This window comes from Peristeroidobacter soli (genome assembly GCF_004138485.1).
GTDB classification, from domain to species: domain Bacteria; phylum Pseudomonadota; class Gammaproteobacteria; order Steroidobacterales; family Steroidobacteraceae; genus Steroidobacter; species Steroidobacter soli.
Genome location: NZ_ML142848.1, coordinates 446,723 through 468,711 on the forward strand (window position 1 = coordinate 446,723; position 21,989 = coordinate 468,711).

The window sequence follows — 21,989 nt, forward strand, 5'->3', positions numbered from 1 at the left end:
GCACGATTTATCTGAGCTACACTGGCCCCATGCACGAGCTGAGCAATGAACTCGGACGCTTCATCAGCGGCGCAATCGATCTGGATCAGTTGCGCGCCGTGTTTCGTGGCTATCTCAATCAGCATCCGCAAGAGCGGGAATCGATCTCACGCTGGTTGCGAAACACCGTCGAGGAAGGCCGGCTGTCGGCGACCGTCTGGCTCACCTTGAGAGATCTGTTCGATCCGCCGGCGGCGACGCTGGAATCACCGCGCAGTGCAATGCAATCGAAGGCGACCGTGCTCGCCCGCGGCCAGGCGCAGCCGCCGCTGTTCGAACCCGATCCGGAAGTGGCGTGCGAAACGCTGGTTCCGAACATGGTCGTGAAAGAACGATTCCTGCTGGTGGAGCGCCTGGGTCGCGGCGGCATGGGACAAGTGTTCAAGGCACTCGACCGGCGCCGCCAGGAAGCGCACGACCGGCAGCCCTACATCGCGCTGAAAGTATTGAATCGGGAAGTCAGCGCACATCCCGAGTCGTTTATGGCGTTGCAGCGCGAGGCTCGTCGCGCCAGCACCCTTGCCCATCCGAATGTGGTCACGGTTTATGACTTCGACCGCGACGGCTCACGTATCTATATGACGATGGAATATCTGGAGGGCCAGGGCCTCGATGAGTTCATCGACGCGCGCTGTAGCGACGGGCTGCCGCTCGCCGAGGTCTTGCCGATCATTCGCGGGGTGGCGATGGCGCTGGAGTACGGCCATCAGAAACGCATCGTCCATTGCGATCTCAAGCCCGGCAACATCTTCGTCTGCAACGACGGCACGGTGAAGGTGCTCGACTTCGGCATCGCCCGATTGATCCAATCCACCGATACCCGTAGCGATCAGACCCTTTTCGATCCGGCGTTGGTGCTGCATGGACTGACTCCAGCTTATGCGTCGTTGGAGATGTGGAAACAGGCCGCGCCCGATCCGCGCGACGACATTTACGCGCTGGCGTGCGTCACCTACGAATTGCTGAGCGGACGCCACCCTTTCGACCGGCAATCCGCCAAGATCGTCAATGAGCGCAAGCTGACGCCGAAGCGCATCCCATCGCTCACGCGCGATCAATGGGAGGGCTTGAAACAGGGGCTGGCGCTGAACCGCGAAGATCGAACCCCCAGTGTCGGTGCTTTTCTCGGGGCATTCACGCCGCAGAGTCGCTTGAAGAAATATGCCCTGCCCGGAGCAGTCGCTGGATTGCTGGTCGCCGTGGGCGCGGTGGCAGTGGGCGCGCGTTACTATCGAGTGGCAGTGGAAGATTCAACGATGGAAGTCCTGCAATGTGCGCAGATTCCCAAGCCTGCGATCACGAATGCTCAGCAGCCGAGGCCAGCACTGACCGCCGAGCAGCAGCAGGAGATCGATGACCATATCGCGCTGGCCCGGGATTATATGCTCGACGCGACGCCGGCCACGCGCGTCGAGGATCTCAAATACATTCTCAGTGACGGGCCGAACAGCGTGACGGACATTCTGACCGCGGTCCTCAAGATGGATCCGTCACAGCGGGACGCCCTGCAATTGCAAACGGATGTGGCAAACGTCTACGCAGAACGGGCACGCTCTCTGGCAAACGAGCGCCGCGTGACCGAGGCGCTCGACTTGATCCGCTATGGCCGGCAGGTACTGCCGTCGAGCCAGGAGTTGCTCCGGCTCGAACAGAGCTTCTGCCGGATGGATGCGCTAGCCCATAACTAGAACTGTCCGCGCAGACCGGCGGCAATCGAATTGCCGCTGACGTTCGACGTTCCCAGCAACGCCTCATACACCAGGTAAGCCTGCAGACGCCGCGGGAACACCGCTGACAGTCCGATGCTGGCAACGCCGAAATCCGCGTCGACCTGGTCGGTCAGCATGCTGAAGCACGAGATGCTGCAGGAAAAGTTCTTCGGGTCCGACGCACCCAGTGCCAACGAATCCTCGAGTACGTACTTGGCTCGAATCGTACGCGCACTGTCCTCGAACTCGTGGTGCCACTCGGCCCGCAGGCTCGGCACCAGGACACCGAAGTCGCGACTGATGGGCCGGGACAGAGCAAGGCCGACGATGGACCGCGTCGACTTGATGGTCTGGTCGTCGTAGCGCAAAGCCAGGCCGCCGCCGGCTTGATCCGTTTCGCTATAGCCATCGACGTCGACATCGCGATAGCTGCCGCTCAGCGAAGGCGTGAGATCCCAACCGCCGAGGTGAAAGTCATAACCGACCGTGAGGCCCAGCGCGATGTAGCTACCGTCGGGGCTGCCGGTCATCGTCCGCACGGCGCCACAACTCGGGTTACAAGCCGCATTGGCCGAATCGTAGACGACGCGTCGAGAAACATCCGACGACAGCGAGCCATAGGTACCAATGCCGCTCACCGTCCATCGTTCGCCGAAGTAGCCGCCGAACACCGAGCCGCTGACTCCCTTGACTTCCACGTCGCCGCCACTGACGAACACCGCATGATCGAAGTCGGCCTTATAGTTGTCGTAGCCGAGGGAGAAGCCGAGAACGCCGGAGCCGAAGTTGTAGTCGGCACCCGTCGTCACACTCACCGAATCGTAGTCAAAGGCGTCGACGGCGACCGTCTGGTCCTGATCGCCGAAGCCATAACTGCTCTCGACGAACCAGCCCCATTTCTTGCTCTCGGCCGACAGCGCTTGCTCATCGGACGAGGCGCCTCCGCCGAAGCGCTGCCTGGCGGTGCCCATTCGCAACGCGGTCAATCGACCGCCGATGTTCGAGAACTGCCCCGACGATACTTGAGTGGACATGGTGCCTTGTGCGGCAAGCTCCTCGCCGGACACCTGTTGAACGGCCGCCAGCAGCTGACTGCGGTCGCTGTATCCCAGGTTACGACCGGTACCGGCCGGAATGCCTTGAAAAACGCGAGCCGTCTCCACCATTTCGTTACAACGGGCGAACAGATCCTGCTTGGCGCCTGTCAGTCGCAATCCCCCCTCCGCCGCCAACGATGTGCACATGCCTTGCACGGCATAGCCCGCCTGCTGCTGCAAGCCGGTCGCGGCACTGCGCGGGTCATTGACGAATAACGAGAGCGCACCGGTTTGACTCGCTGTCTGTGCCTGCGTGACGGTCGCGCAAGCGCCGGCGGCAGCGATCGCACAGCACGCCATCGTTCTCGTTGCCAGTTTTGTATTCATCGTCGGCGTCTCCCTGGTCTTGTAGGATGGTCAATAATTCAGTGCGGCGACTTTCACCGGCTCGGCCACCGGCACAAAAAAGAAATCGCCGATATCGTGATTGGCGTCTTGCAAGGTCGAATACGTCGGCCGCTGTCGCTGGCCGTTCTGTCCGACCTGGACGGGTTGCGCGAGCATCCGACCGCTGAGCTCATGCGACAGCATCTCGCCGCTCATGACGTTGTCGTTCTGGCGCAGCACCTGGATGAAATAACGGGCGAACACGGAATGATTGCCATCGCCCGAGCTGTCCGCGACCGGTGTGACTTCGCCTGAAGTCAGCACCATGCGCGCCCGACGATTCCATTGAACGCGCAGCCGGGTTTCGTTCAGGCCACGGCCGATCGTCGTGGTCTTCGGATGAGTGATGGCGCCGGAGAAGCACGAGTCCGCCACCAGCAGCACGTGCTTGGCGTTCATTTCCTTGATCTTGGCGCGAATGTGATCCGCTTCGAGCCAGCCCGCATGCGTGTCGCGGTCGGCTTCGACCCCCAGCCAGAACGCCCGACCCGACGTGGCGTCTACATCGCCATGGCCGGCGTAATAGATAAGTAGGTTGTCCTGGGGCGTCAGCGTACGTTTGGCGTCATGTAACGCCACCATGATCTGTTCGCGCGTGGCATCGAGCAGCAATTGCACCTGGAAGCCATAGCGCTCCTTCAACAGCTGCGCGATCTCCTTCGCGTCATTTGCCGGCGTGTCCAGCGACTCCATGTAGTGATAGAGGCTGTTGCCAATGACGATGGCGTGATAGTTCCCACTACTGCTATTGCGCAGCTCGCCCAGCGACAACTGCACCGATGCCGGCCGACTGTCGACCGAGCGCATCTTGCCCATGGCCTGCGTCGGTGGAACCTGAGCGCTCGCCAGGACCGTGCCTTTATCGGCGGGTTTGCCGGTCGACAGCGTCTGGGCCACCAGCGCATCGAAGCGCTTCGACTGTTCCTGCAAGCGCTCATTGAGGCTGGCGATCTGGCCGTCCTTCGCCCTCAAATCCTGTTGACGCGCTTCCAGGTCCTTTCTCAGGAAGGCGATCTGCATCTCGCTGGCCTGGCGGTTGGTCGACAGCTGACGCTGCAGCTCATCGCGTGCCTGGGCCAGCTGTGCCATGTCGGTGGCTTTCTCCGTCTGCAGCTGGTCGAGCCGTTCGCGCTGCTCGTTGAGCTTCTGCTGTGCCATTCGTAACGACGCGCGTGCTCGCGCCGCTTCATCGGCCGCGCCGCCCAGATCCTTGTCGCGCTGTTGACTCAGCCGTTGCACTTCCGAGCGCAACGAATCAGTTTCGGAGCTCAACGCGGTCAACCGCCGCTGCTTCTCCTGGAGCTCACCGTTACGGGCCGCCATTTGCCCTTCGAACTCGCGCATGAGCGCGGCTTTATCCTGCTTCGCCAGCGTGCGCAGCGATGCAATTTCCTGCTCCCGCTGTTTGATCTGCTTCTGCTGATCGTCCAGCTGCGAACGTAAGGAATTCACGCTCGCCTGCTTGTCCGTGTCCGCCGACTTCGCGGCGGCCTTGGCGGCATCGACCTGCGCCCGGCTCGCTTCCGCCAGCGCCTTTTCGAGCGAGGCCGCGCGTAGTTTTTGACGATCCAAGTCTCGCTCGCGAGCCGCGAGCATCGCAGTCGCCTGATCCTTCGATTTCTCGGCGGCGCGCTCGACCTCCTCCCGCTCGGTCACCAACTGGTCCACCTCGGCGCGGTACTGAGTGCGCAAGTCGGCGAGCTCTTGCTCCGACCTGAACAGCCGCTGGTCAGCTTGCGACAGACGAGCCGTCAGTTCCTGGTTCTTCGCGCGCTCGCCGGTCAGCAGCTCATTGAGCTCCATACTGGACGCCTGTGACTGCGCCATGCGATTCGACAGTTGCGTCTGCTGCTGCGTGAGCTGAGTGTTGAGCGCATTCATCTTGTCACGCGCCGCGCTCAACTCACTTTCCTTGGCGGTCAATGCGTTGCGCAACTCCGCAACCTTCGATCCATCCCCTTGACCTTGCCTGGCCGCGGCCAACTGCTCACGCAGATCGAGCGCAGCGGATTCGGATTTCGCGAGTTGGGCTCGCGCCTGAAAGGCGGCATTCGTCGTGTCCGACAGCTGTGCTCGTAATGTCTGCAGCTCGGCATTGGAGGCGTCGAGTTGCTCACTCAAAGCGGCCACTTGTCTGGCGCCTTCCTCTTCCGCTTCAGAGATCTTCCAGGCGTAGTCGAGCTCGTCGCCCAGGCCCGCGGCCTTGCGCTGCAGGTTGAGTGCGAGCATGGGATCTCTCTTGACGCCCAGACCCTGCTCGTACAGATAGCCAAGCTCCTGGATCGCCGGTGAATAATTCTGATCGGCCGCGCGCTGATACCAAGTCGCCGCGACGGCGGGATCGCTCTCTACGCCGCCCATGCCGTTCGCATAGATTCGGGCGACATAGTATTGAGCTTCCGGTTCGCCCGCCTTCGCGAGCGGCATCCAGCGCTCGATGGACAGTGTGCCGCTCGAGAGATCGCCGATGGTGTACTCGCCACCGCGGGCGCGACAGTCGACTGCCGACAATCTCACCAGGCGACCGGGCGTTAGATAAGAGCGCATGCCGCCGAGCTTCTGCAGCTTTCCAGGCAGCTGACAGTCGACGACGATCGCATCTTCCAGATTGGCCGCGGCAATGCGGCTGCGTTCTTCTGTTTCCGAATTTTTTTCGGCCGCGAGTGGTGCCCCACTTGCTACCACGAGAGTACCGACACCGAGTGCGAGGAACGCGCGCCGAACGCGCACAGCGAATGTTGTCATCGCGGCACTCCCCAAGAAACGTCACAGCCATCGCTCGCGCGGGCGGGCGGCAACGTCGAGGCTGCTACCGCAGCACGAGAAATAAGAAACAAACCACTGCGAGTGAGCGCGACCCGTTCGCAGTCGGATCGCTGCAGGATATACCCCTCGATACAGCAACATTCAAGACGATCAACCACTGCTCGACTCCGATTGCCGAGGCGCATTTATTCGCCGCAGCGCGTGAGCGTGCAATGGAACTCAAGTTCATCAGTGGATTGATCGCAATCGCAAGGCAACACGCCGCGACATCGCGTCGCAGCGTGCACTAGGGCCTGTGAACACTCATTGGATGGACTGCGTTGCGCCTCCAATCGCCTGCAGCAAGGCGCAAAGCGCAGCCCTCGCGTAGCGAGGGCAAGCTTTGTAACGCAGCGGCAGGCCCATGTTTCATGAGAATCGGGAGGCGCAACCCGTCTAATGAATAAATATCCTTGGATGGGACGAGCTATTGGGGTTCAGGACGTCGTTGCTCCTCCCTTATGTGCAGAGAGCACACGGCGCTCGTCCCGCCTAGCCCTGAACCGCAATAGCTCGTCGCAGCCCATCCAATGAGTGTTAACAGGCCCTAGGACTATCGAACGATCTTGATCAGCTCGCGAACGGAACGACTGACTCCTTTGTCTCCCTCGGCGGAGAGTTGTCCGAGCTTGTCGTCCCATTTCATTCGGGTCGTGCGCCCGATTCCTTTTTCATAGTCGTACGACACGCCGTCGTCGTCATAGAGCGTGAACTCGGCGTTCCTTCCTGGATAGACGCGAATCTCCTCGAGCGGCTGAGGTGTCGCGGTGCTGGAGATATCCGCGCCCATCGGCACGATGGAACCCGCCCGAACGAACAGCGGAATCACATCGATCGGGGCTGCGACCGTGACCGTTTGCCCACCGGCCAACTTCTGGTTCGTCCAGTAGTTGTACCAATCGCTGCCCGCCGGCAAATAAACCTCGCGACTCTCTCTGCCCTGCTCGGTGACCGGCGCAACCAGGAACGCGGGGCCGAACATGTATTGATCGCCGATGCTCAAAGCCTTGGGATCGTTCGGGAAATCCATGAACAATGCGCGCATGAACGGCGCGCCCGTGTCGTAGGTACGTTTTCCCAGCGAATACAAATACGGCATCAACGTGTAACGCAGTTTCAGATATCGACTGATGATGGCTTCCGCTTCCTTGCCGTACGACCACACCTCCGTTTCCTTGCGCAGGCCATGCGCGCGCATGGTCGGCAGGAACGTTCCGTACTGATACCAACGAACAGCCAGCTCCGGATAGTCGTCGTAGTTTCCAACGACACTGCGTGCGTCGGATGGATCGACCAGCGGTTTGCGCTCCGGCCCATGAGGCGGCACATGCCACTGCCAACCACCGATGTCGTTACCCCAATAGGCAAGCCCCGACGCGGTGAAGTTCAAACCGGTCGTGACTTGCTGCTTCAGTGCTTCCCAGGTCGGATGAATGTCGGAGGACCAGAACAGATTGCCGTAACGCTGCGAGCCAAGGTACGCCGCGCGCGCCAGGATCAAGTTACGTTTATTTGGCCGATCTCGTCGCGCCCCTTCGGCGACACCCTGCGTATGGACCAGCGGATACAGATTTCGATAACGGTCGCCGCTGCCCACGCTATAGAAGTAACCCTCGGGCACCAGATCCGGCTCGGTCTCGTCCAGCCAGAACCAATCGAAGCCTTGCGAAGCGATGTTGTCCCGGATCTTGCCCCAGAACCATTCGCGCGCTTCGGGATTGGTGCTATCGAGCAAAGCTCCCGCCCGATCGCTGCGGATCGGCAGACCATCGACAGGCCGGCCGTCGGCGTGCTTCAACAACCACCCTTTCGATGCGAGCAGATCGAAGTAGCGCGACTCGAGCTCGAAGCGCGGCCATACGCTGATCATGGACCGCACGCCCTGATCATTGAGTGTTTTGTTCATCGCCGCCGGCGACGGGAAGTCCACCGGATTGATGTCGAGCTGCCCCATGCGCGTCCAGTAGAACCAGTCGACGACCATGATGTCGAGCGGATAGCCGCGCTGACGATAGCCCGCCGCGACATCGAGCACCTGCTGCTGGTTCTCGTAACGTGCCTTGCTCTGGATGTAACCGAACGCAGCCTTTGGCGGCAACGGTGTAACACCTGTGAGCTTGCGATAACCCGCGTACAGATCGTCAGCGGTATCGCCCACGATTACGAAGTACGAGACCCGCTCGCCGACTCTGGATTGCCAAGAGGTGCGACCTTGCAGCCCGGCCGAGATCGTCGTGCTGGACGGATTGTCCCAAAGGATGCCGTAGCCTTTGTTCGTTACCAGGAACGGCACGCACACCGTTTCACCGGCGGGCGCATCGTAGTTGTGCTTGCAGTCGATGGTTCGGCCGCGATGATCGAGGATGCCTTCCTGATTCTGACCCAGCCCGTAGTAATGCTCCTCAGGTGGTGCGACGAAGCTCGCCCCGACCCGGAATGTTTTCTCGCCGTTCACCGTGTGCGGCGCCAGCTCCCAGCCGCTCATCTCAACGACAGTTTCGCCGTTCGGCTTGCGTACCCTCAGTGACACGGGCGGCAGCGACGGCGCGAAGTAGCGCTGCATCTGATTCGGTGGCCCTGGGTTCGGTTGAGCCTTCACTTCGACAGACAGCGCCGGCGAGGAAAAAGTATCACCCGCCGCGGCGACCTCATGCTTCCATCCCTTGGCATCGGGATTGGCCACGAAGCCGTAGCCCGCGGACGCAACCACCCGCTCCTTCTCCAAGCTCAACGTAACGCGCACGATGTTGGGCGCGTACGGCTCGATCGCGACAAAGCTGCCGTTGCGATCGAGCAAGCCCAACGGCTCAGCCATAACGGCGCCGCTGCAACACAGCGCCAACGCAACCATCGCCGAGCGATTCATCGGAGTCATGCATTTATTCCCTGGAGGTTCGGATCACGCCGCTTTGCAGTTGTTCTCGATGAACTGCCGATGGCTGGGCATATGCGCGACAGCGGCATGTAGGTTGTTTCGCAGTCCTTCGGCCTTCTGCTCCAACTCAGCGAGCGACATGATATCGGCCAGCGGATCCCAGCGCTGCGGCTCGATCCCCTGGCCCAACATGACCGCGACCCAGCTTGCGTCGGCGAACAGCTGCCCGTCATGCCGGGCGACTTTGGCTCGCGAGCGAAACAGCTCCAGCCGATGCGCGAGCGTGTCGGGCATGGCCATGTGCCGACAGTCACGCCAGAACGGCTCGTCGCGCCGATTGGCGACGTAGTGCAGGATGATGAAGTCGCGAATCTGCTCGTACTCCGCGATGCTGAGCCGGTTGAACTCATCCTCTGCGGCCGGATCGATCGACCCGGACGGCAACAAGGACAGGAAACGAAACACCGCCGCTTGCACCAGATGCAGGCTGGTCGATTCGAGCGGTTCCATGAAACCGCCGGCCAATCCCAACGCCACGCAGTTGCCATTCCAGAATTTCTTCCGCCGCCCGGTCGTGAAACGCAACAGCCGCGGCTCGGCGAGAGGCCTGGCGTCCAGGTTCGCGAGCAAAACACGCGCTGCTTCGTCATCGGTGATGTAGTTCGAACAGTAGACATGTCCGTTGCCAGTTCGATGCTGGAGCGGGATGCGCCACTGCCAGCCCGCCTGATGTGCCGTCGAACGCGTGTACGGCACCAGGCCCTCTTCGTTTCTTTCGCAGGGAACGGCCAGTGCGCGATTGCATGGCAGCCAGTGTGACCAGTCTTCAAAGCCGGTCTCGAGCGTACGCTCGATCAGCAGGCCCTGAAACCCGGAGCAGTCCATAAAGAAGTCGCCGGAGAGCGTTCGACCATCGTGAAGCCGCAGCCCTGCAATCAAACCGCTCTCGCCATGGCGATCGACCTGAACGATGCGGCCCTCGTGACGCACGACGCCCCGCTGTTCGGCGTAGCCTCGAAGGAATCGAGCGTAGAGCCCGGCATCGAAGTGATAGGCATAGGCCAGTTGCGGCATGTCTTTGGGCATCGTCGGAAACGGCGGCAGGAATCGCCCTTGCTGAGCGGCGATCGCGGCCGGCGAGTAATCGCTCAGCGGATGAGGATGGCCGTTCGCTTTCAGACGCAGCCAGAACTGATGAAACGAAATGCCGTCGATGTTGGCGCCGAACTCGCCAAACTGATGAAAGTAGCGCTGCCCGGTACGGCCCCAGTGACGAAACTCGATGCCCAGTTTGAAGCTGGCCTGCGTCGCCCGAACAAACTCCCGCTCGTTGATCCCGAGAACCTTGTTGAAGAATTGCAGCGGCGGAATCGTCGCCTCGCCAACACCGACCGTGCCGATCTCCTCGGACTCGATCAGACTGATCCGATGAACGCCCTTGAGCGCATGAGCCAGCGCGGCGGCAGCCATCCAACCTGCGGAGCCGCCGCCGACGATCACGAAATTCATGTCAGAAGGTGCACCTTACAAATACGCTGTAACGCCGGTCCGCGCTCACCCAGTTGTGATAAGTCAGACCGGTGTGGTCGACGAAGTTGTCGACCAGAATACGATACGGCGCGTCCGTGAGGTTGACCGCTTGCAGGCCGACCTTGAGCTTCTGGGTCGCATTCCACACCACGGAACCGTCGAGCTGGCCGTAGTCGTCGGCCCAGGCAGGAATGTTCAGATTGGCGGCCGCCATCGTCAGCACATATTTCTCACGCCAGTTGTAGGCCAGCCGCGCTTCGAACCGTTGCGCGCTGTAATACAGCTCGGCGTTGTAGCTGGTCTTACTCAAGCCCTCCAAGGGATAGTTGTCGAGCGCTGAGTTGTCCCGCTGGTTCTGATCATATGGGTTTGCCGCGACGTTGCGCGTGCCGCCACTCTCCACATAAGTGAACGCCGCTCGCGCGCCGAAGTTCTTCCAGAACCCCGGCAGGAAATCGAAGAAGCTGTTGTACGCAACCTCGAAGCCCTGCACATATCCGTTGCCTTGATTCTCCGGCCGCAACACCCGAACCGTGCGCGTCTGACCGTTGTTGGTGTACTCCACGGAGGAGTTCAACGATGTTTCCATGAAGCCTTCGAGCTGCTTGTAGAAGATCGCGCCGGTCAGGGAGTTGGTGGGATTGATATACCACTCCGCCGCCACATCGTATTGCCACGAGCGCATCGGCTCCAGGTCGGGATTGCCGGAGAAGCCGTTGTACTGGGACACGCAGTTGCCCACGCCCGCCCCGTCAGGCAGCTCGCTGCAAGTACCATTGACCATCAATCCAAGCTTGGCCTGAATGTTGATCGCAGGTAACAACAATGGGAAATCCGGCCTCGCCAGCGAACGCGCCACCGCCAGGCGCAGGAACACGTTGTCCTGCACCTTGAAACGCAGGTTCAAACTGGGCAGCACATCGGTATAGCTGTTCTCGTCGGTCCCTTCGATCGACGCGCCATTGGCGAACGCCGATTCGTCCGGCGCACCGACCAGATTGGCACCGCTGAAGGTGAGCAATCCCGTGCCGGAGTTTTCGGTCCGCACCACGCGCACGCCCAGATTGCCGTCGAGCTTGCCCTTGCCGAAATGCGCGTTCACGTAACCGGCCAACGTCTTCTGATTCTGGGTGTTGATGCCGAGACCGTCGTTGCCGGGCGTCGTATCGGCGAAATCGCCGTTCCACGGCGTCCAATCACAACAGTTCGTGCCCAGCGTTTCGACACTGTGGATCGTGCTCTCGAAGGCAGCGCGACTGTTGAACGCTGAAGATCGCGGGAACAGATACACACTCGGCGCCCGCCCGCCGTGGAACCAATCCGAGAAGCCCTGCTGGATATAGGGCACGCCGCCGTCACCGAACGTCGTGGCACCGCCGCCCCATGACTGAGCGACCGTTCCCCAGCGATAACCCGTTTCCCGCGTCGTCGAGCTGTAGTCTTCGTGACGAATGCCAAAGCGGATACGATCGAGCCAGTCGCTATTGTCGAACGTGTACTCGCCATCGGCACGATACGCCCAGGCGTCGGCATCGTTCTTTTCGTAATGATCCATGGCCCAGCCGTAGTAATACTGCTCGGCATCGGTCATCACGCTGTTCGGCCTGACTCTGATGCTGGGTTCGTTGCTGCCATTCAGGCGCAGCTCGACCGCCAGCGCATTGGGATCGCTCTGTGCGAAGGTCGGCGATCCGATCGTCAGGTCGGCTGCATCCGTATCCGCGAGCGCCCGTTGCACGTCCATGTCGAAGCGCCATCGATCGCCCGGATGCCAGGTCAGATGCAGAGCCGCGTCGTGGTTCTTGCTTTCGCGCTCGTTGTAGCGCGCCGAGCCGTTGAAATAGTTGTTGGTGATGTCGCCACTCACCAGATAGCCATTCGACACTTGCAGATTGCTGCCGGTCAGGGCGTTGCCCTGTTCGGTCCACAGAGCATTCTCATTCTGCTCGAACGTGGCGTCCGCGATGAAATATTGCAGCGACACGTCGACGGTATCGCCGGGCCGCCATTGCAGAGCCAGCGAACCGCCGAGACGATCGCGATCCACAGTGAGCTCTCGCCAGCCGACACCGCCAGGTGCAAACACCGTCTGGCCTTCGTAGCCAGGCAAGTTGCTGCGGGCGTAGTACTTGTCGATGTGCAGCGTGTGCGTCTGACTGGTGAGCCGAGACGCGCTGCCCGAGATCAGGAAGCCGAGCTCGCCGATGCCGGTATTCCAGCGATCGCTGAACAGGAACGAGCCCGAAGGACGCTCCTTGTTGGCGAGATCGCCCATCGCATATTCCGCCGACACGCCCACCGTTCGATCGGGGCTGTCGAACGGCAACCGGGTACGCAGGTCCACGACACCCGACAGACCGCCTTCGATCATGGCCGCCGATGGGTTTTTATAAACGTCGACGGCGGCCATCAGCTCGGGCGGAATATCCTCGAAGCCGAGCGTGCGACTCTTTTTCGCGGAGAATGCCGATCGACCGTTCAACTCGCTTCGCACCCAGGTCAAGCCACGGACCGTGGCCCCCGCGCCTTCCACGGCAATGCGATCAGCATCGCGCGCTTCGGGCACTCGGCCGATCGCCACGCCGGGAATGCGTTGAAGCACTTCAGTGACGCTGCGATCGGGCAAGGCGCCGATGTCGGCCGCGGTGATCGAATCGAGGATTTCTTCCGCCTCGGCTTTGCGAGCCTGCGATGTTTTCAATTGCTCGCGAATGCCGGTGACCACAACCTCTTCCACTTCGGAGGATGCCCCGGAAGCATTCTGCGCGTACGCTTGTGTTGTCGATAACGCCAGCAGAATCGCGAGTGCCGGTACTGTCGGTGCCGCGTTACGAAGATGCAGCGCGCGGCGCACGGCGATAGTCACGGCCGTTCCGTGCTCCGCCCGATTAGAACTCACCTCAGCCATAACAACGTATCCCCCATTGCTTGACCTGTCGTGCCAATCGTTGAGGGAGACCCAAGCGCGACGCCGCGCTTGTTTCACGCGATCGTCACCGTCCCCCACTCGTCATCGTCGCCGGCCCGGGGCAACCGGATCGGCAATGAAATATTATTCACTAATGATCATACGCCTTAGCTCGGACAAATGTCCATCGCTGGACAGAATTTCTGCGGCAGCCATTGAAATTCGTTTTCCAGTCCGCGGCATTTGTAGAACTTCGCTACACACGAACCGGTGTCGTCCGCTCGACATTCATGTCACGGTTACCAGGCGTAAAGACTCGCCCACGAATACGTGCCACCAGTGACGGAGAAGTAGTAATAGCCGTCCGCCGATCGGGTGAGCGGCAGCTGGCCGCAGGTTCGAGCCTGGCCGCCTACCGTCAAGGTGCGGCCGTCGAAGTTCGAACAGCCCCAGCCGTTGATGGTCTGGCTGGTTCGATAGCAAACCGCGCCCGTGGTGTTGAAGTTGCCGGTGTTGTTGGTGAACGAGATCGGATTGGAACAAGTGCCGCCCGTTCCGCTCGTGTTGAATGTCGCGGTCACATTGCGAGCCGCGGTCATGGATAGCGTGCAGGTGCTCGTGCCCGTGCATGCCCCACTCCATCCTGCGAAAGCTGAGCCACTCGCTGCCGCGGCGGTCAGCGTTACGGAAGTGCCGCTCGCATAGTTCGCTGTACAAGTGCTGCCGCAGTTGATTCCGGAGGGCGACGCCGTCACCGTGCCGCTGCCAGTGCCGGCCTTAGTCACTGCAAGAGGAAAAGTCGTCGCAGTGCTGCTGAAGGTCGCGGTAACTGCGCGCGCTACCGTCATTGAAACAGTGCACGCACTGGTGCCTGAACATGCACCACTCCAACCTGAGAATGTGGAACCGCTCGCCGCCGTCGCGGTCAGCGTGACGGATGTACCGGTTGAATAGCTGGCACTACAAGTAGCGCCGCAGTTGATTCCCGACGGCGTCGAAGTGACCGTGCCGCTGCCCGCTCCGGCCTTCGTAACAGTAAGCGCGTAGTTCACCGGAGTACCGATGCCAGCGCCGCGTTTGACCGCGTCCAGCACGCCCTGGTCGACAACCGCTCCGCTGTTGCGATCGAAGATTGCGAAGCCGTTCGTCTGGCTCGGCTGCACCCCGTTATCCCAATAGAATGTCTTGATCCCGTTGCTGGCCGCCGCTCGATTGACGTACTCGAGATAGTACTGACGTGCGGGCAAACTGAGATTCGGACGCGTGGCCACGCCGTACTCGCCAATGATCACTGGAATGTTCTGACTGACCCACTTGGCTTTGACCTGGGCGAACAGATCGTCGTGATAGGCCTCCTGTGCCCAAGTGCACGCGCTTTGGCTCGGATACGGTGCGCCCCAATACAAACAGCTGCCGCTCTGATTCAGCGTGAAGTCATACGGATCGTAGTGATGAATCTCGACGATCAGCCGGTTGGCGGCCGTGTCGGTCGGCATCGAGAAATAATTCAGTCCGTGCCAGGCATTGGTGTTGTAGGTCTGCACGACCAGCGTGCGCGAGGCATTGTTGCCACCGGTAGCACGCACTGCATTTACAAACGTCTGGTTATAGGACTGTTGAACCGCGATGTGCTCGGCGGTCGGCGTGCCATAGTCGGCATGCACTTCATTGGTTCCAGCGAACAGCAAGCGCTCGTTGTAATCACGGAACGTGGTCGCGATCTGCGTCCAATAGGCGTTCTGTTTCTGATTGACCGCCGTCTGGTACGAGTACAGCGGATGTTCCTCGAGCCAACCGCCGTCCCAATGAATGTTCAGGATGACGACCATGCCCTGACCGTGCGCGTAGTCGACGACTTGTTTGACGCGCGCCATCCAGGTCGCATCGAGCGTCATCGTCGATTGATTCGCGTGACAATCCCAAGCAGCGGGAATGCGAATGGCGTTGAAACCCGCGGCCTTCACCGAGTTGATGAATTGCTGAGTCACGGCCGGATTGCCCCATGCAGTCTCGCCGCATTGAGCTTCGAGCGTGTTGCCCAGGTTCCAGCCGAGTTGAATCTGTGCCGCAACCTGCGTCGCCGTCGGCAAAGTCTGCGACCAGACTGTCATGGGCAGCAGCAGTAACGTCCAAAGCATGTGCCGTGGCAGCGGAGACCACTTGAATCCGTTCATGTGTCACCCCCGGATGGACCAGCGTTGCGCGCGCGGTGTTGACCCCGCTCAAGCTGCAACGACGTTGTTCGTTCCTTTCGACCGGCGCCACCGTGAACCTCATTGGCCACCGTTGTCAACAGGGTTTTCTGCGCTCCCGCGCTGTCTCCCGAGCCATTCCGCAGCCGGCGCGTGGACAGCGTCAACAAGAATTCTTGTGGCGTTCTGGCGTTAGCGGCCGCGCCCGGGACATTTCTGATACCGCTACCAGCGGCATTCAAATGGTGCTACCTTCCGGCGCCACCGATCTCAAAGTCAGGGGAACTCATGAATCGTCCGCCGTTGAACCTGCTTGCATGCGCCGTGCTCGTCGTGCTGGCCGCCTGCTCTTCCAAAGAACAGCCCGCCGCGGACCAGGCAAGCGCGGATCAGCAGACACCTGCCAAAGCAAAACGTGAGTATCTCTCGCAGCCGCTGGTCTCCGAGATCTACACCGCCGACCCGTCGGCCCACATTTGGGACGGCAAGATTTATGTTTATCCCAGTCACGACATCGACGGCACGACGCCGGAAGACGACCTCGGCGCGCACTTCGAGATGCGTGACTATCGCATCCTGAGCATGGACAAGATCGGCGGACCGGTCACACTGCATCCGGTCGCGCTCGACGTGAGTCAGGTCCCTTGGGCCGACAAGCAAATGTGGGCGCCGGACGCCGCGAAGAAGAACGACACCTATTTCCTGTATTTCCCGGCCAAGGATAGACAAGGCGCGTTTCGCATCGGTGTCGCGACCTCCAAGTCGCCGACGGGTCCGTTCGAGCCCCGCCCCGAACCGATCAAGGGCAGTTTCTCGATCGATCCGGCGGTGTTCACCGATAACGACGGTCGCACGTACATGTACTTCGGCGGCATCTGGGGCGGCCAGCTGCAGCGGAACACCACGGGCACTTACGATCCGAACGGTTCCAAGACCGATCTGCAAGCGGACGATCAGCCGGCATTGACCGCGAAGGTCGCGGCGCTCGGCGACGACATGCTGGAGTTCTCGGAAAAGCCGCGAGATGTAGTGATCCTGGACGAGAACGGCAAGCCGCTGCTCGGCGGCGACCACGACCGCCGCTTCTTCGAAGCGTCCTGGATGCACAAGTACAACGGCAAGTACTACTTCAGCTACTCGACCGGTGACACGCACTACATCGTTTATGCCATCGGCGATTCGCCGTACGGACCGTTCAAATACACCGGCCGCATTCTCGAGCCGGTGGAAGGCTGGACCACGCACCACTCCATCGTCGAGTCGGAGGGCCGCTGGTGGTTGTTCTATGCCGATTCGCAACTGTCGGGGCAGACCCGTCTGCGCAACGTGAAAGTGACCGAGCTGTTCTACAACCCGGACGGCACGATCAAGACCATCAACCCGTTCGTGAGTCCCTGAAGCGGGTCGTGTCGCTCACCCAGCCGAACGTGTGACCCTCGCTGAAAATCACGCGTAGCGTCGCTTCGTGATCCGCTGGATCATAGGCGGCGCATGCGTCCTGCAGCAGCACGCAGCAGTAACCGAGGTCGACGGCCGATCGCAATGTCGAAGCCACACAACATTGTGTGGTGACGCCTGTCAGCAGCAATGTATCGATGCCTCGCTCGCGCAGAATGTCGTCGAGCGAAGTTCGATGAAACGCGCTGAAGCCCGCCTTATCGATTACCGGCTCATCGGCGTGCGGCCGCATCTCGTCGACGATCTCGCTGCCCTGCTCGCCACGAACAAGAAATCTGCCGAGCGGCCCGGCGGCGCCAATGACGGTATCGAACTGTCGGCGATAGCGATTGAGATCCGACAGGTCCGGCGCATAGACCTCTCGCGTGTGAGCTACGAACATGTGCAGCTCACGAGCAATGTCCAACGCAACGCGAGCCGCGGCTGTTGCCGAAAGCAGTTGCTCAACGGGCGCGCCACGAGCGGCAGCCATCCCATCGAGAGATACGAAGTCCCGTTGGAAATCGATGCAGACCAGCGCGGTCGTGTCGGGACTCAACGAGATCGAGCGGCCGCGTTCACAACTCAGATTCACAATCTCAACGCCTCTTGGTGCTCGCGCCGTTCCTGGTCGTGCCGCGCTGTCCCGCCTTGCGCGACGGCTTTCCATCCTCCCCGCGCTGCCGATGCACACGGTCGAAGCCGACGAACGTCGTGCCGAATTCGGTGGCCGCATCCAGATGCTCGTACACCGAATCGCCCAACTGCTCGATCACATCTTCGAGCAGCAGGTTCAACATGCTGGTGATGGGGGCGTTGTTGTCCCAGAAGCGCCCCGAGTCGGTCCGCACTTGCAAGGCATGCGGAGTGACTTCGCTCGCCCAACGACAGTACGCGTCCGTGGCCAGCACGAGCGGCACTTTGAGACTGTTCGCCTTCTGCGCCAGTAAACGAAACCACCGCGAGTAGCGACGGCAATCGATCATCAACAGGCAGCTGCGAGAGCTCGCCTCCGTTTTCAGATCAGCGAAGGCACGACTGTCGACCGACAAGTAACGTACGCTCGGCCGTACATAGGCAAGCTGATCGGCAAACGCCATGGCCGCGCCACGCTCGGTTTGAAAGCCCGCGACGAACACCTTGTCGGCGGCGGCAATGACCTTGACCACGTCGCGCCACATCGGCGTTTCAGCGAGCGCATGCACCGACTCGACCGCTTCCAGCTCGGCACGCATGGCTCTCGCCCGCTCCAGATTTTTTGGAGCCGGTGCCGTGGCACCACGCTTGTCCCAGGGCGCGCGAGTCGCATCCGACACCTCCGAACGCATCTCTGCCCGCAACTCTCCCAGGCCCCGATAGCCCAGCGCCTTGAGCGTGCGACCGACGGTCATGGAGCTGATGCCCAATCGTTTGGCGATCGAATCGGCCGTCTCGAACGGCAACTGCTCGGGATGCGCGGCCAGATGTGCCGCGACCGCCTGTTCCGCCGTGCTCAACTCCCCCGAACGCGACTGTATGAGCGATTGATAGCGGTGCGTGTGCCGGGCTTGTGTGGAGCTGTCTTTATCCATTGCCGCTATCATGCACCTCGGCGCCGATGATTCAAGAGCGCCTCAAAGTCGAGTGCTTCAGTCCATACGCCGCATACAGTGCAGCGCCGATGAGCAGCCACAACGCGAGCCGCACCCAGGTGTCATGCGGCAAGCTCGCCATCAATGCCACACACACCAGGATGCCGGCGATGGGCACCAGCGGATAGCCGGGAACCCGGAAAGGACGCGGCAGATCGGGCCGCCGCCGACGCAGAACGATCACGCCGAGACACACGATAGCGAACGCGAGCAGTGTGCCGATCGAAATCAATTCCCCCAGCAATTGCAATGGAAATGCGCCAGCGATGAGGGCCGCGCTCACGCCAGTGACGAGCGTGCCAATGTGCGGGGTACGCCATCGTGGATGGACCGCCACGAACGCCGGCGGCAACAAACCATCGCGCGCCATGCCGTAGAAGATTCGGACCTGGCCGAGCAATGTGACCAGCAGCGCCGAAATGAGACCGACCACGACGACCGCGCCGATGAGTGGTTTCGCCCACGCAAGTGCGGGCCCCGCCGCGGCCAGTGCAACGTAGACCGGATCGGCGACGCCCAACTCGCGATAGTCCGCCAAACCCGTCACCATCAGCGAGACCAGCACGTACAGCACGGTGCAAATCACGAGCGATGCAATGAGGGCCCACGGCACGACCCGTTGCGCTTCACGCGTTTCCTGTGACATCGCCGAAACGGCATCGAAGCCGATGTAAGAATAGAAGACGATGGCCGCGCCGGTCGCCACGCCGCTGAGGCCGAACGCACCGAACTCCCCGGTGTTCGCGGGCAGGAAGGGCGTCCAATGATCGGCTTGCACGAACATCAGACCGGCGACGCCGACGATCAGGATCGCCACGACTTTCGCGACCACGATGAGATCGTTGACGCGCGCCGACAGCTGCGTGCCCGCGAGCAGCAATCCCGTGCACAACATGACGACCGCCGCCGCCGGCACATTGAACAGACCACCCGTCGCAACCAATCCTTGCGCAGTGACATCCAATGGTGCCTGCGTCAGTGCCGCCGGCAGCACCAATCCAAAGTCCGCCGCCAGCGACGTCGCGTATCCCGCCCAGCCGATCGCGATCAACGAGCTCGCAAATAAATACTCGAGCACCAGACACCAGCCGATGGTCCAGGCGACCGCCTCCCCCAACGTCGCATAGGCGTAGGTGTAGGCACTGCCGGCAACGGGCACCATCGACGCGAACTCCGCGTAACACAGTCCCGCCAATGCGCACGCAATGCTCGCGAGCACGAATGAGAGCACGACCGCCGGCCCCGCATGCTCGGCGGCGACCGTGCCCGTCAGCACGAAAATGCCGGCGCCGATGGTGCTGCCAACGCCGAAGCAAGTCAGGCTGAAGAAACTCAAGGTCCGCGGCAAGGCCGACGACGCCGGCGCCTGCGCGACCAGCGACTCGATCGACTTGCGTTCGAACAACCGCGACAGGCCAGCCACTAGCGCAGCCCCGCCAGCAACCAGCAGCTCGATCGCATCGTCATGGGTCACTCCCCGGCGTCATGTGTCTTTGTTATATAACTAACAAATCTTGTTTTCGTTGTCTAACCCACATAGCCTACGGGATAGGGGAATGACATGGGCTAATTCGGCCGAAAGACCCGCGGCGCAGCTCAGGCATGTCCTGAAAAGACCCCGCGCCCGCTCAGGTCCGGGCGGCCCGGGCCGAAATAACCCAGCAATCATTGGCAGCTGAAGAAGCCACAACCATGAGAACGCTCGGGCCCCTCAAGGATGCGGAATATGTGCTCCCCGATGGCGAAGTCATCATCACGCACACCGATCCTTCCAGTCGCATCACCTACGCCAACACGGCCTTCCTGACCAGCAGCGGGTACACGCTCGAAGAGTGCCTCGGTCAGCCTCAGAACATCGTTCGTCATCCCGATATGCCCAAAGAGGCGTTCGCCGATCTGTGGCGGACCATTCGCGCAGGCAAATCGTGGACCGGTCTGGTGAAGAATCGCCGCAAGAACGGCGGCTTCTACTGGGTGCGCGCCAACGTCACGCCGATGGTCGATTCACAGCGCGGCGAAATCGTTGGTTACATGTCGGTTCGGGTCAAACCGACGCTCGCCGAGATTCAACAAGCCGAGCAGGTTTATGCCGCGATCCGCGGCGGTCGCGCCGGCAGCCTGTGCATTCGCGAAGGCCGTGTATTCGACGCTTCCTGGTTGGGCGGCCTGAAGCGCGCATTGAATCCTTCGCTGCGCATCGGCACCTGGGCGGTCATCGGCTTTCTGAGCGCACTGCTGCTCGCGATGGGTGCCATCAGTGCAGCCACCGTCGGAGCCGGCTGGATGACCTATCTCAGTTTCCTTGGCGCCGCCATCGCGCTCGCCAACATGTTTTATATCCAATCGAACGTCGTTCGGCCGCTCATCCGGCTGCAGCGTGCGACTTTCGATCTGCTCAGCGGCGACACTCGCACGCGCATTCCGACCGCCGGCGTATCGTGCATCGTCTCCGTCGCGGGAACGCTCGAGCAAGTGCGAGTGAAACTGGACGGCGTGCTGAAAGACAACATGGCCGCCGCCTCACGCGTGCAATCCGGCGTGGTGCAGGTCGTGGACTCCAACGCCGACCTTTCCAATCGCACCGGAGAGCATGCCGCCAGCCTCCAGGAGACCGCAGCATCGCTGGAAGAACTGACCGCAACTGTCACGCGCAATCGCGACAACGCGCATGAAGCGGTGTCGCTGGCAACGAAGTCGTTCGACGTGACGACGCGCGGCCGCGACGTGGTGGGCCAGCTGTTCTCGACGATGAGCGAGATCTCGGGCTCCTCGACACGGATCGGCGAGATCGTCGGCATCATCGACGGCATCGCGTTCCAGACCAACCTGCTCGCGCTCAACGCCGCTGTCGAAGCGGCACGCGCTGGCGATCAAGGCCGCGGCTTCGCGGTCGTCGCTCAGGAAGTACGCAGCCTCGCGCAGCGCTCGGCCGCGGCGGCCAAGGAAGTGAAGACTCTGATCCAGGCGTCCGAGCAGACCGTCACTCGCGGCTCCGAGCTGGCCAGCCAGGCCGAGCGGGCCATGACGCAGGTCGTGGACTCGGTTCAACAGGTCACCGGCGTCATCCAGGAAATCGAGGCCGCGACCCGCGAGCAGGCCGAAGGCATCGATCAGATCAACAAGGCCGTCACTCAGATGGACAACATCACCCAGCAGGATGCGCACATGGCCCAGCAGCTCAGCGAAACCGCCCGGTCGCTGCAGGATGAGTCGACGCAAATGCTGGCCGCGATCTCCGCCTTCTCGATGCAGCAGGAGCAGGGCGGCGCATCCGCTGCCACTCGACGAACGCCGGCCCACCGACCGACTCACGCCGTCGAACGGATTCAGACTCGACGCGTGGCGTAAGCGAGACTTCAGCGCCGCCGCCCTTCCCCGG

General features: G+C 61.4%; 12 protein-coding genes. 3 read left to right on the forward strand and 9 right to left on the reverse strand.

Annotated elements, in window-relative coordinates; translation table 11 throughout:
- Positions 1 to 29 precede the first annotated feature (29 nt).
- Entirely contained in the window at positions 30 to 1,727 is a 1,698-nt protein-coding gene (locus tag EKO19_RS01720; protein ID WP_129774683.1) for a serine/threonine-protein kinase, read from the forward strand.
- Here the strand turns inward: EKO19_RS01720 and EKO19_RS01725 are convergent.
- The 6 genes from EKO19_RS01725 to EKO19_RS38105 form a co-directional block, all read right to left on the reverse strand.
- Positions 1,724 to 3,172 carry an autotransporter outer membrane beta-barrel domain-containing protein gene (locus EKO19_RS01725; RefSeq protein ID WP_129774684.1) on the reverse strand — a complete coding sequence of 483 codons (1,449 nt, stop codon included), beginning with the start codon at positions 3,170 to 3,172 and terminating at the stop codon, positions 1,724 to 1,726. The genes EKO19_RS01720 and EKO19_RS01725 overlap by 4 nt on opposite strands.
- Positions 3,173 to 3,202: 30 nt before the next feature.
- Positions 3,203 to 5,977, reverse strand: a complete 2,775-nt coding sequence (locus EKO19_RS01730; protein WP_129774685.1) for a caspase family protein — start codon at positions 5,975 to 5,977, stop codon at positions 3,203 to 3,205.
- 613 nt (positions 5,978 to 6,590) lie between these two features.
- Complete coding sequence (locus EKO19_RS01735) at positions 6,591 to 8,912, reverse strand: glycoside hydrolase family 31 protein (protein ID WP_129774686.1); 2,322 nt, start codon at positions 8,910 to 8,912, stop codon at positions 6,591 to 6,593.
- Positions 8,913 to 8,936: 24 nt separating this feature from the next.
- Positions 8,937 to 10,421, reverse strand: a complete 1,485-nt coding sequence (locus EKO19_RS01740) for a tryptophan halogenase family protein (protein WP_129774687.1) — start codon at positions 10,419 to 10,421, stop codon at positions 8,937 to 8,939.
- A gap of 1 nt (position 10,422) precedes the next feature.
- The gene (locus tag EKO19_RS01745; protein WP_157995064.1) at positions 10,423 to 13,308 is read right to left on the reverse strand and encodes a TonB-dependent receptor; all 2,886 of its coding nucleotides are present in this window, start codon (positions 13,306 to 13,308) and stop codon (positions 10,423 to 10,425) included.
- Positions 13,309 to 13,649: 341 nt separating this feature from the next.
- Positions 13,650 to 15,524, reverse strand: a complete 1,875-nt coding sequence (locus tag EKO19_RS38105; protein WP_157995065.1) for a cellulase family glycosylhydrolase — start codon at positions 15,522 to 15,524, stop codon at positions 13,650 to 13,652.
- A 306-nt stretch (positions 15,525 to 15,830) separates the two neighbouring features.
- Here EKO19_RS38105 and EKO19_RS01760 point away from each other — a divergent pair, with 306 nt between their 5' ends.
- The gene (locus tag EKO19_RS01760) at positions 15,831 to 16,940 is read left to right on the forward strand and encodes a glycoside hydrolase family 43 protein (RefSeq protein WP_129774689.1); all 1,110 of its coding nucleotides are present in this window, start codon (positions 15,831 to 15,833) and stop codon (positions 16,938 to 16,940) included.
- On the opposite strand, the gene EKO19_RS01765 is transcribed toward EKO19_RS01760, so the two are convergent.
- Genes EKO19_RS01765 through EKO19_RS01775 form a run of 3 tightly spaced genes read right to left on the reverse strand, consistent with a single transcriptional unit; the run spans position 16,918 to position 20,084 of the window.
- Positions 16,918 to 17,574 (reverse strand): cysteine hydrolase family protein, encoded by a 657-nt coding sequence (locus tag EKO19_RS01765; protein WP_217705076.1) that lies wholly within the window; start codon positions 17,572 to 17,574, stop codon positions 16,918 to 16,920. The genes EKO19_RS01760 and EKO19_RS01765 overlap by 23 nt on opposite strands.
- A 4-nt stretch (positions 17,575 to 17,578) precedes the next feature.
- On the reverse strand, positions 17,579 to 18,550 hold the full coding sequence (locus EKO19_RS01770) for a MurR/RpiR family transcriptional regulator (protein ID WP_157995066.1): 972 nt from the start codon (positions 18,548 to 18,550) through the stop codon (positions 17,579 to 17,581).
- A gap of 31 nt (positions 18,551 to 18,581) precedes the next feature.
- The gene (locus EKO19_RS01775) at positions 18,582 to 20,084 is read right to left on the reverse strand and encodes an amino acid permease (protein ID WP_217705077.1); all 1,503 of its coding nucleotides are present in this window, start codon (positions 20,082 to 20,084) and stop codon (positions 18,582 to 18,584) included.
- A 218-nt stretch (positions 20,085 to 20,302) separates the two neighbouring features.
- On the opposite strand from EKO19_RS01775, the gene EKO19_RS01780 reads away from it, so the two are divergent.
- Positions 20,303 to 21,958 (forward strand): methyl-accepting chemotaxis protein, encoded by a 1,656-nt coding sequence (locus tag EKO19_RS01780; RefSeq protein WP_129774692.1) that lies wholly within the window; start codon positions 20,303 to 20,305, stop codon positions 21,956 to 21,958.
- Positions 21,959 to 21,989: the final 31 nt, after the last annotated feature.

Excerpts from the sequence above, each read along its gene's own strand:
- EKO19_RS01720 (WP_129774683.1), top strand. The coding sequence starts at position 30 with ATGCACGAGCTGAGCAATGAACTCGGACGCTTCATCAGCGGCGCAATC.
- EKO19_RS01725 (WP_129774684.1), bottom strand. The coding sequence starts at position 3,172 with ATGAATACAAAACTGGCAACGAGAACGATGGCGTGCTGTGCGATCGCT.
- EKO19_RS01730 (WP_129774685.1), bottom strand. The coding sequence starts at position 5,977 with ATGACAACATTCGCTGTGCGCGTTCGGCGCGCGTTCCTCGCACTCGGT.
- EKO19_RS01735 (WP_129774686.1), bottom strand. The coding sequence starts at position 8,912 with ATGACTCCGATGAATCGCTCGGCGATGGTTGCGTTGGCGCTGTGTTGC.
- EKO19_RS01740 (WP_129774687.1), bottom strand. The coding sequence starts at position 10,421 with ATGAATTTCGTGATCGTCGGCGGCGGCTCCGCAGGTTGGATGGCTGCC.
- EKO19_RS38105 (WP_157995065.1), bottom strand. The coding sequence starts at position 15,524 with ATGAACGGATTCAAGTGGTCTCCGCTGCCACGGCACATGCTTTGGACG.
- EKO19_RS01760 (WP_129774689.1), top strand. The coding sequence starts at position 15,831 with ATGAATCGTCCGCCGTTGAACCTGCTTGCATGCGCCGTGCTCGTCGTG.
- EKO19_RS01770 (WP_157995066.1), bottom strand. The coding sequence starts at position 18,550 with ATGGATAAAGACAGCTCCACACAAGCCCGGCACACGCACCGCTATCAA.
- EKO19_RS01780 (WP_129774692.1), top strand. The coding sequence starts at position 20,303 with ATGAGAACGCTCGGGCCCCTCAAGGATGCGGAATATGTGCTCCCCGAT.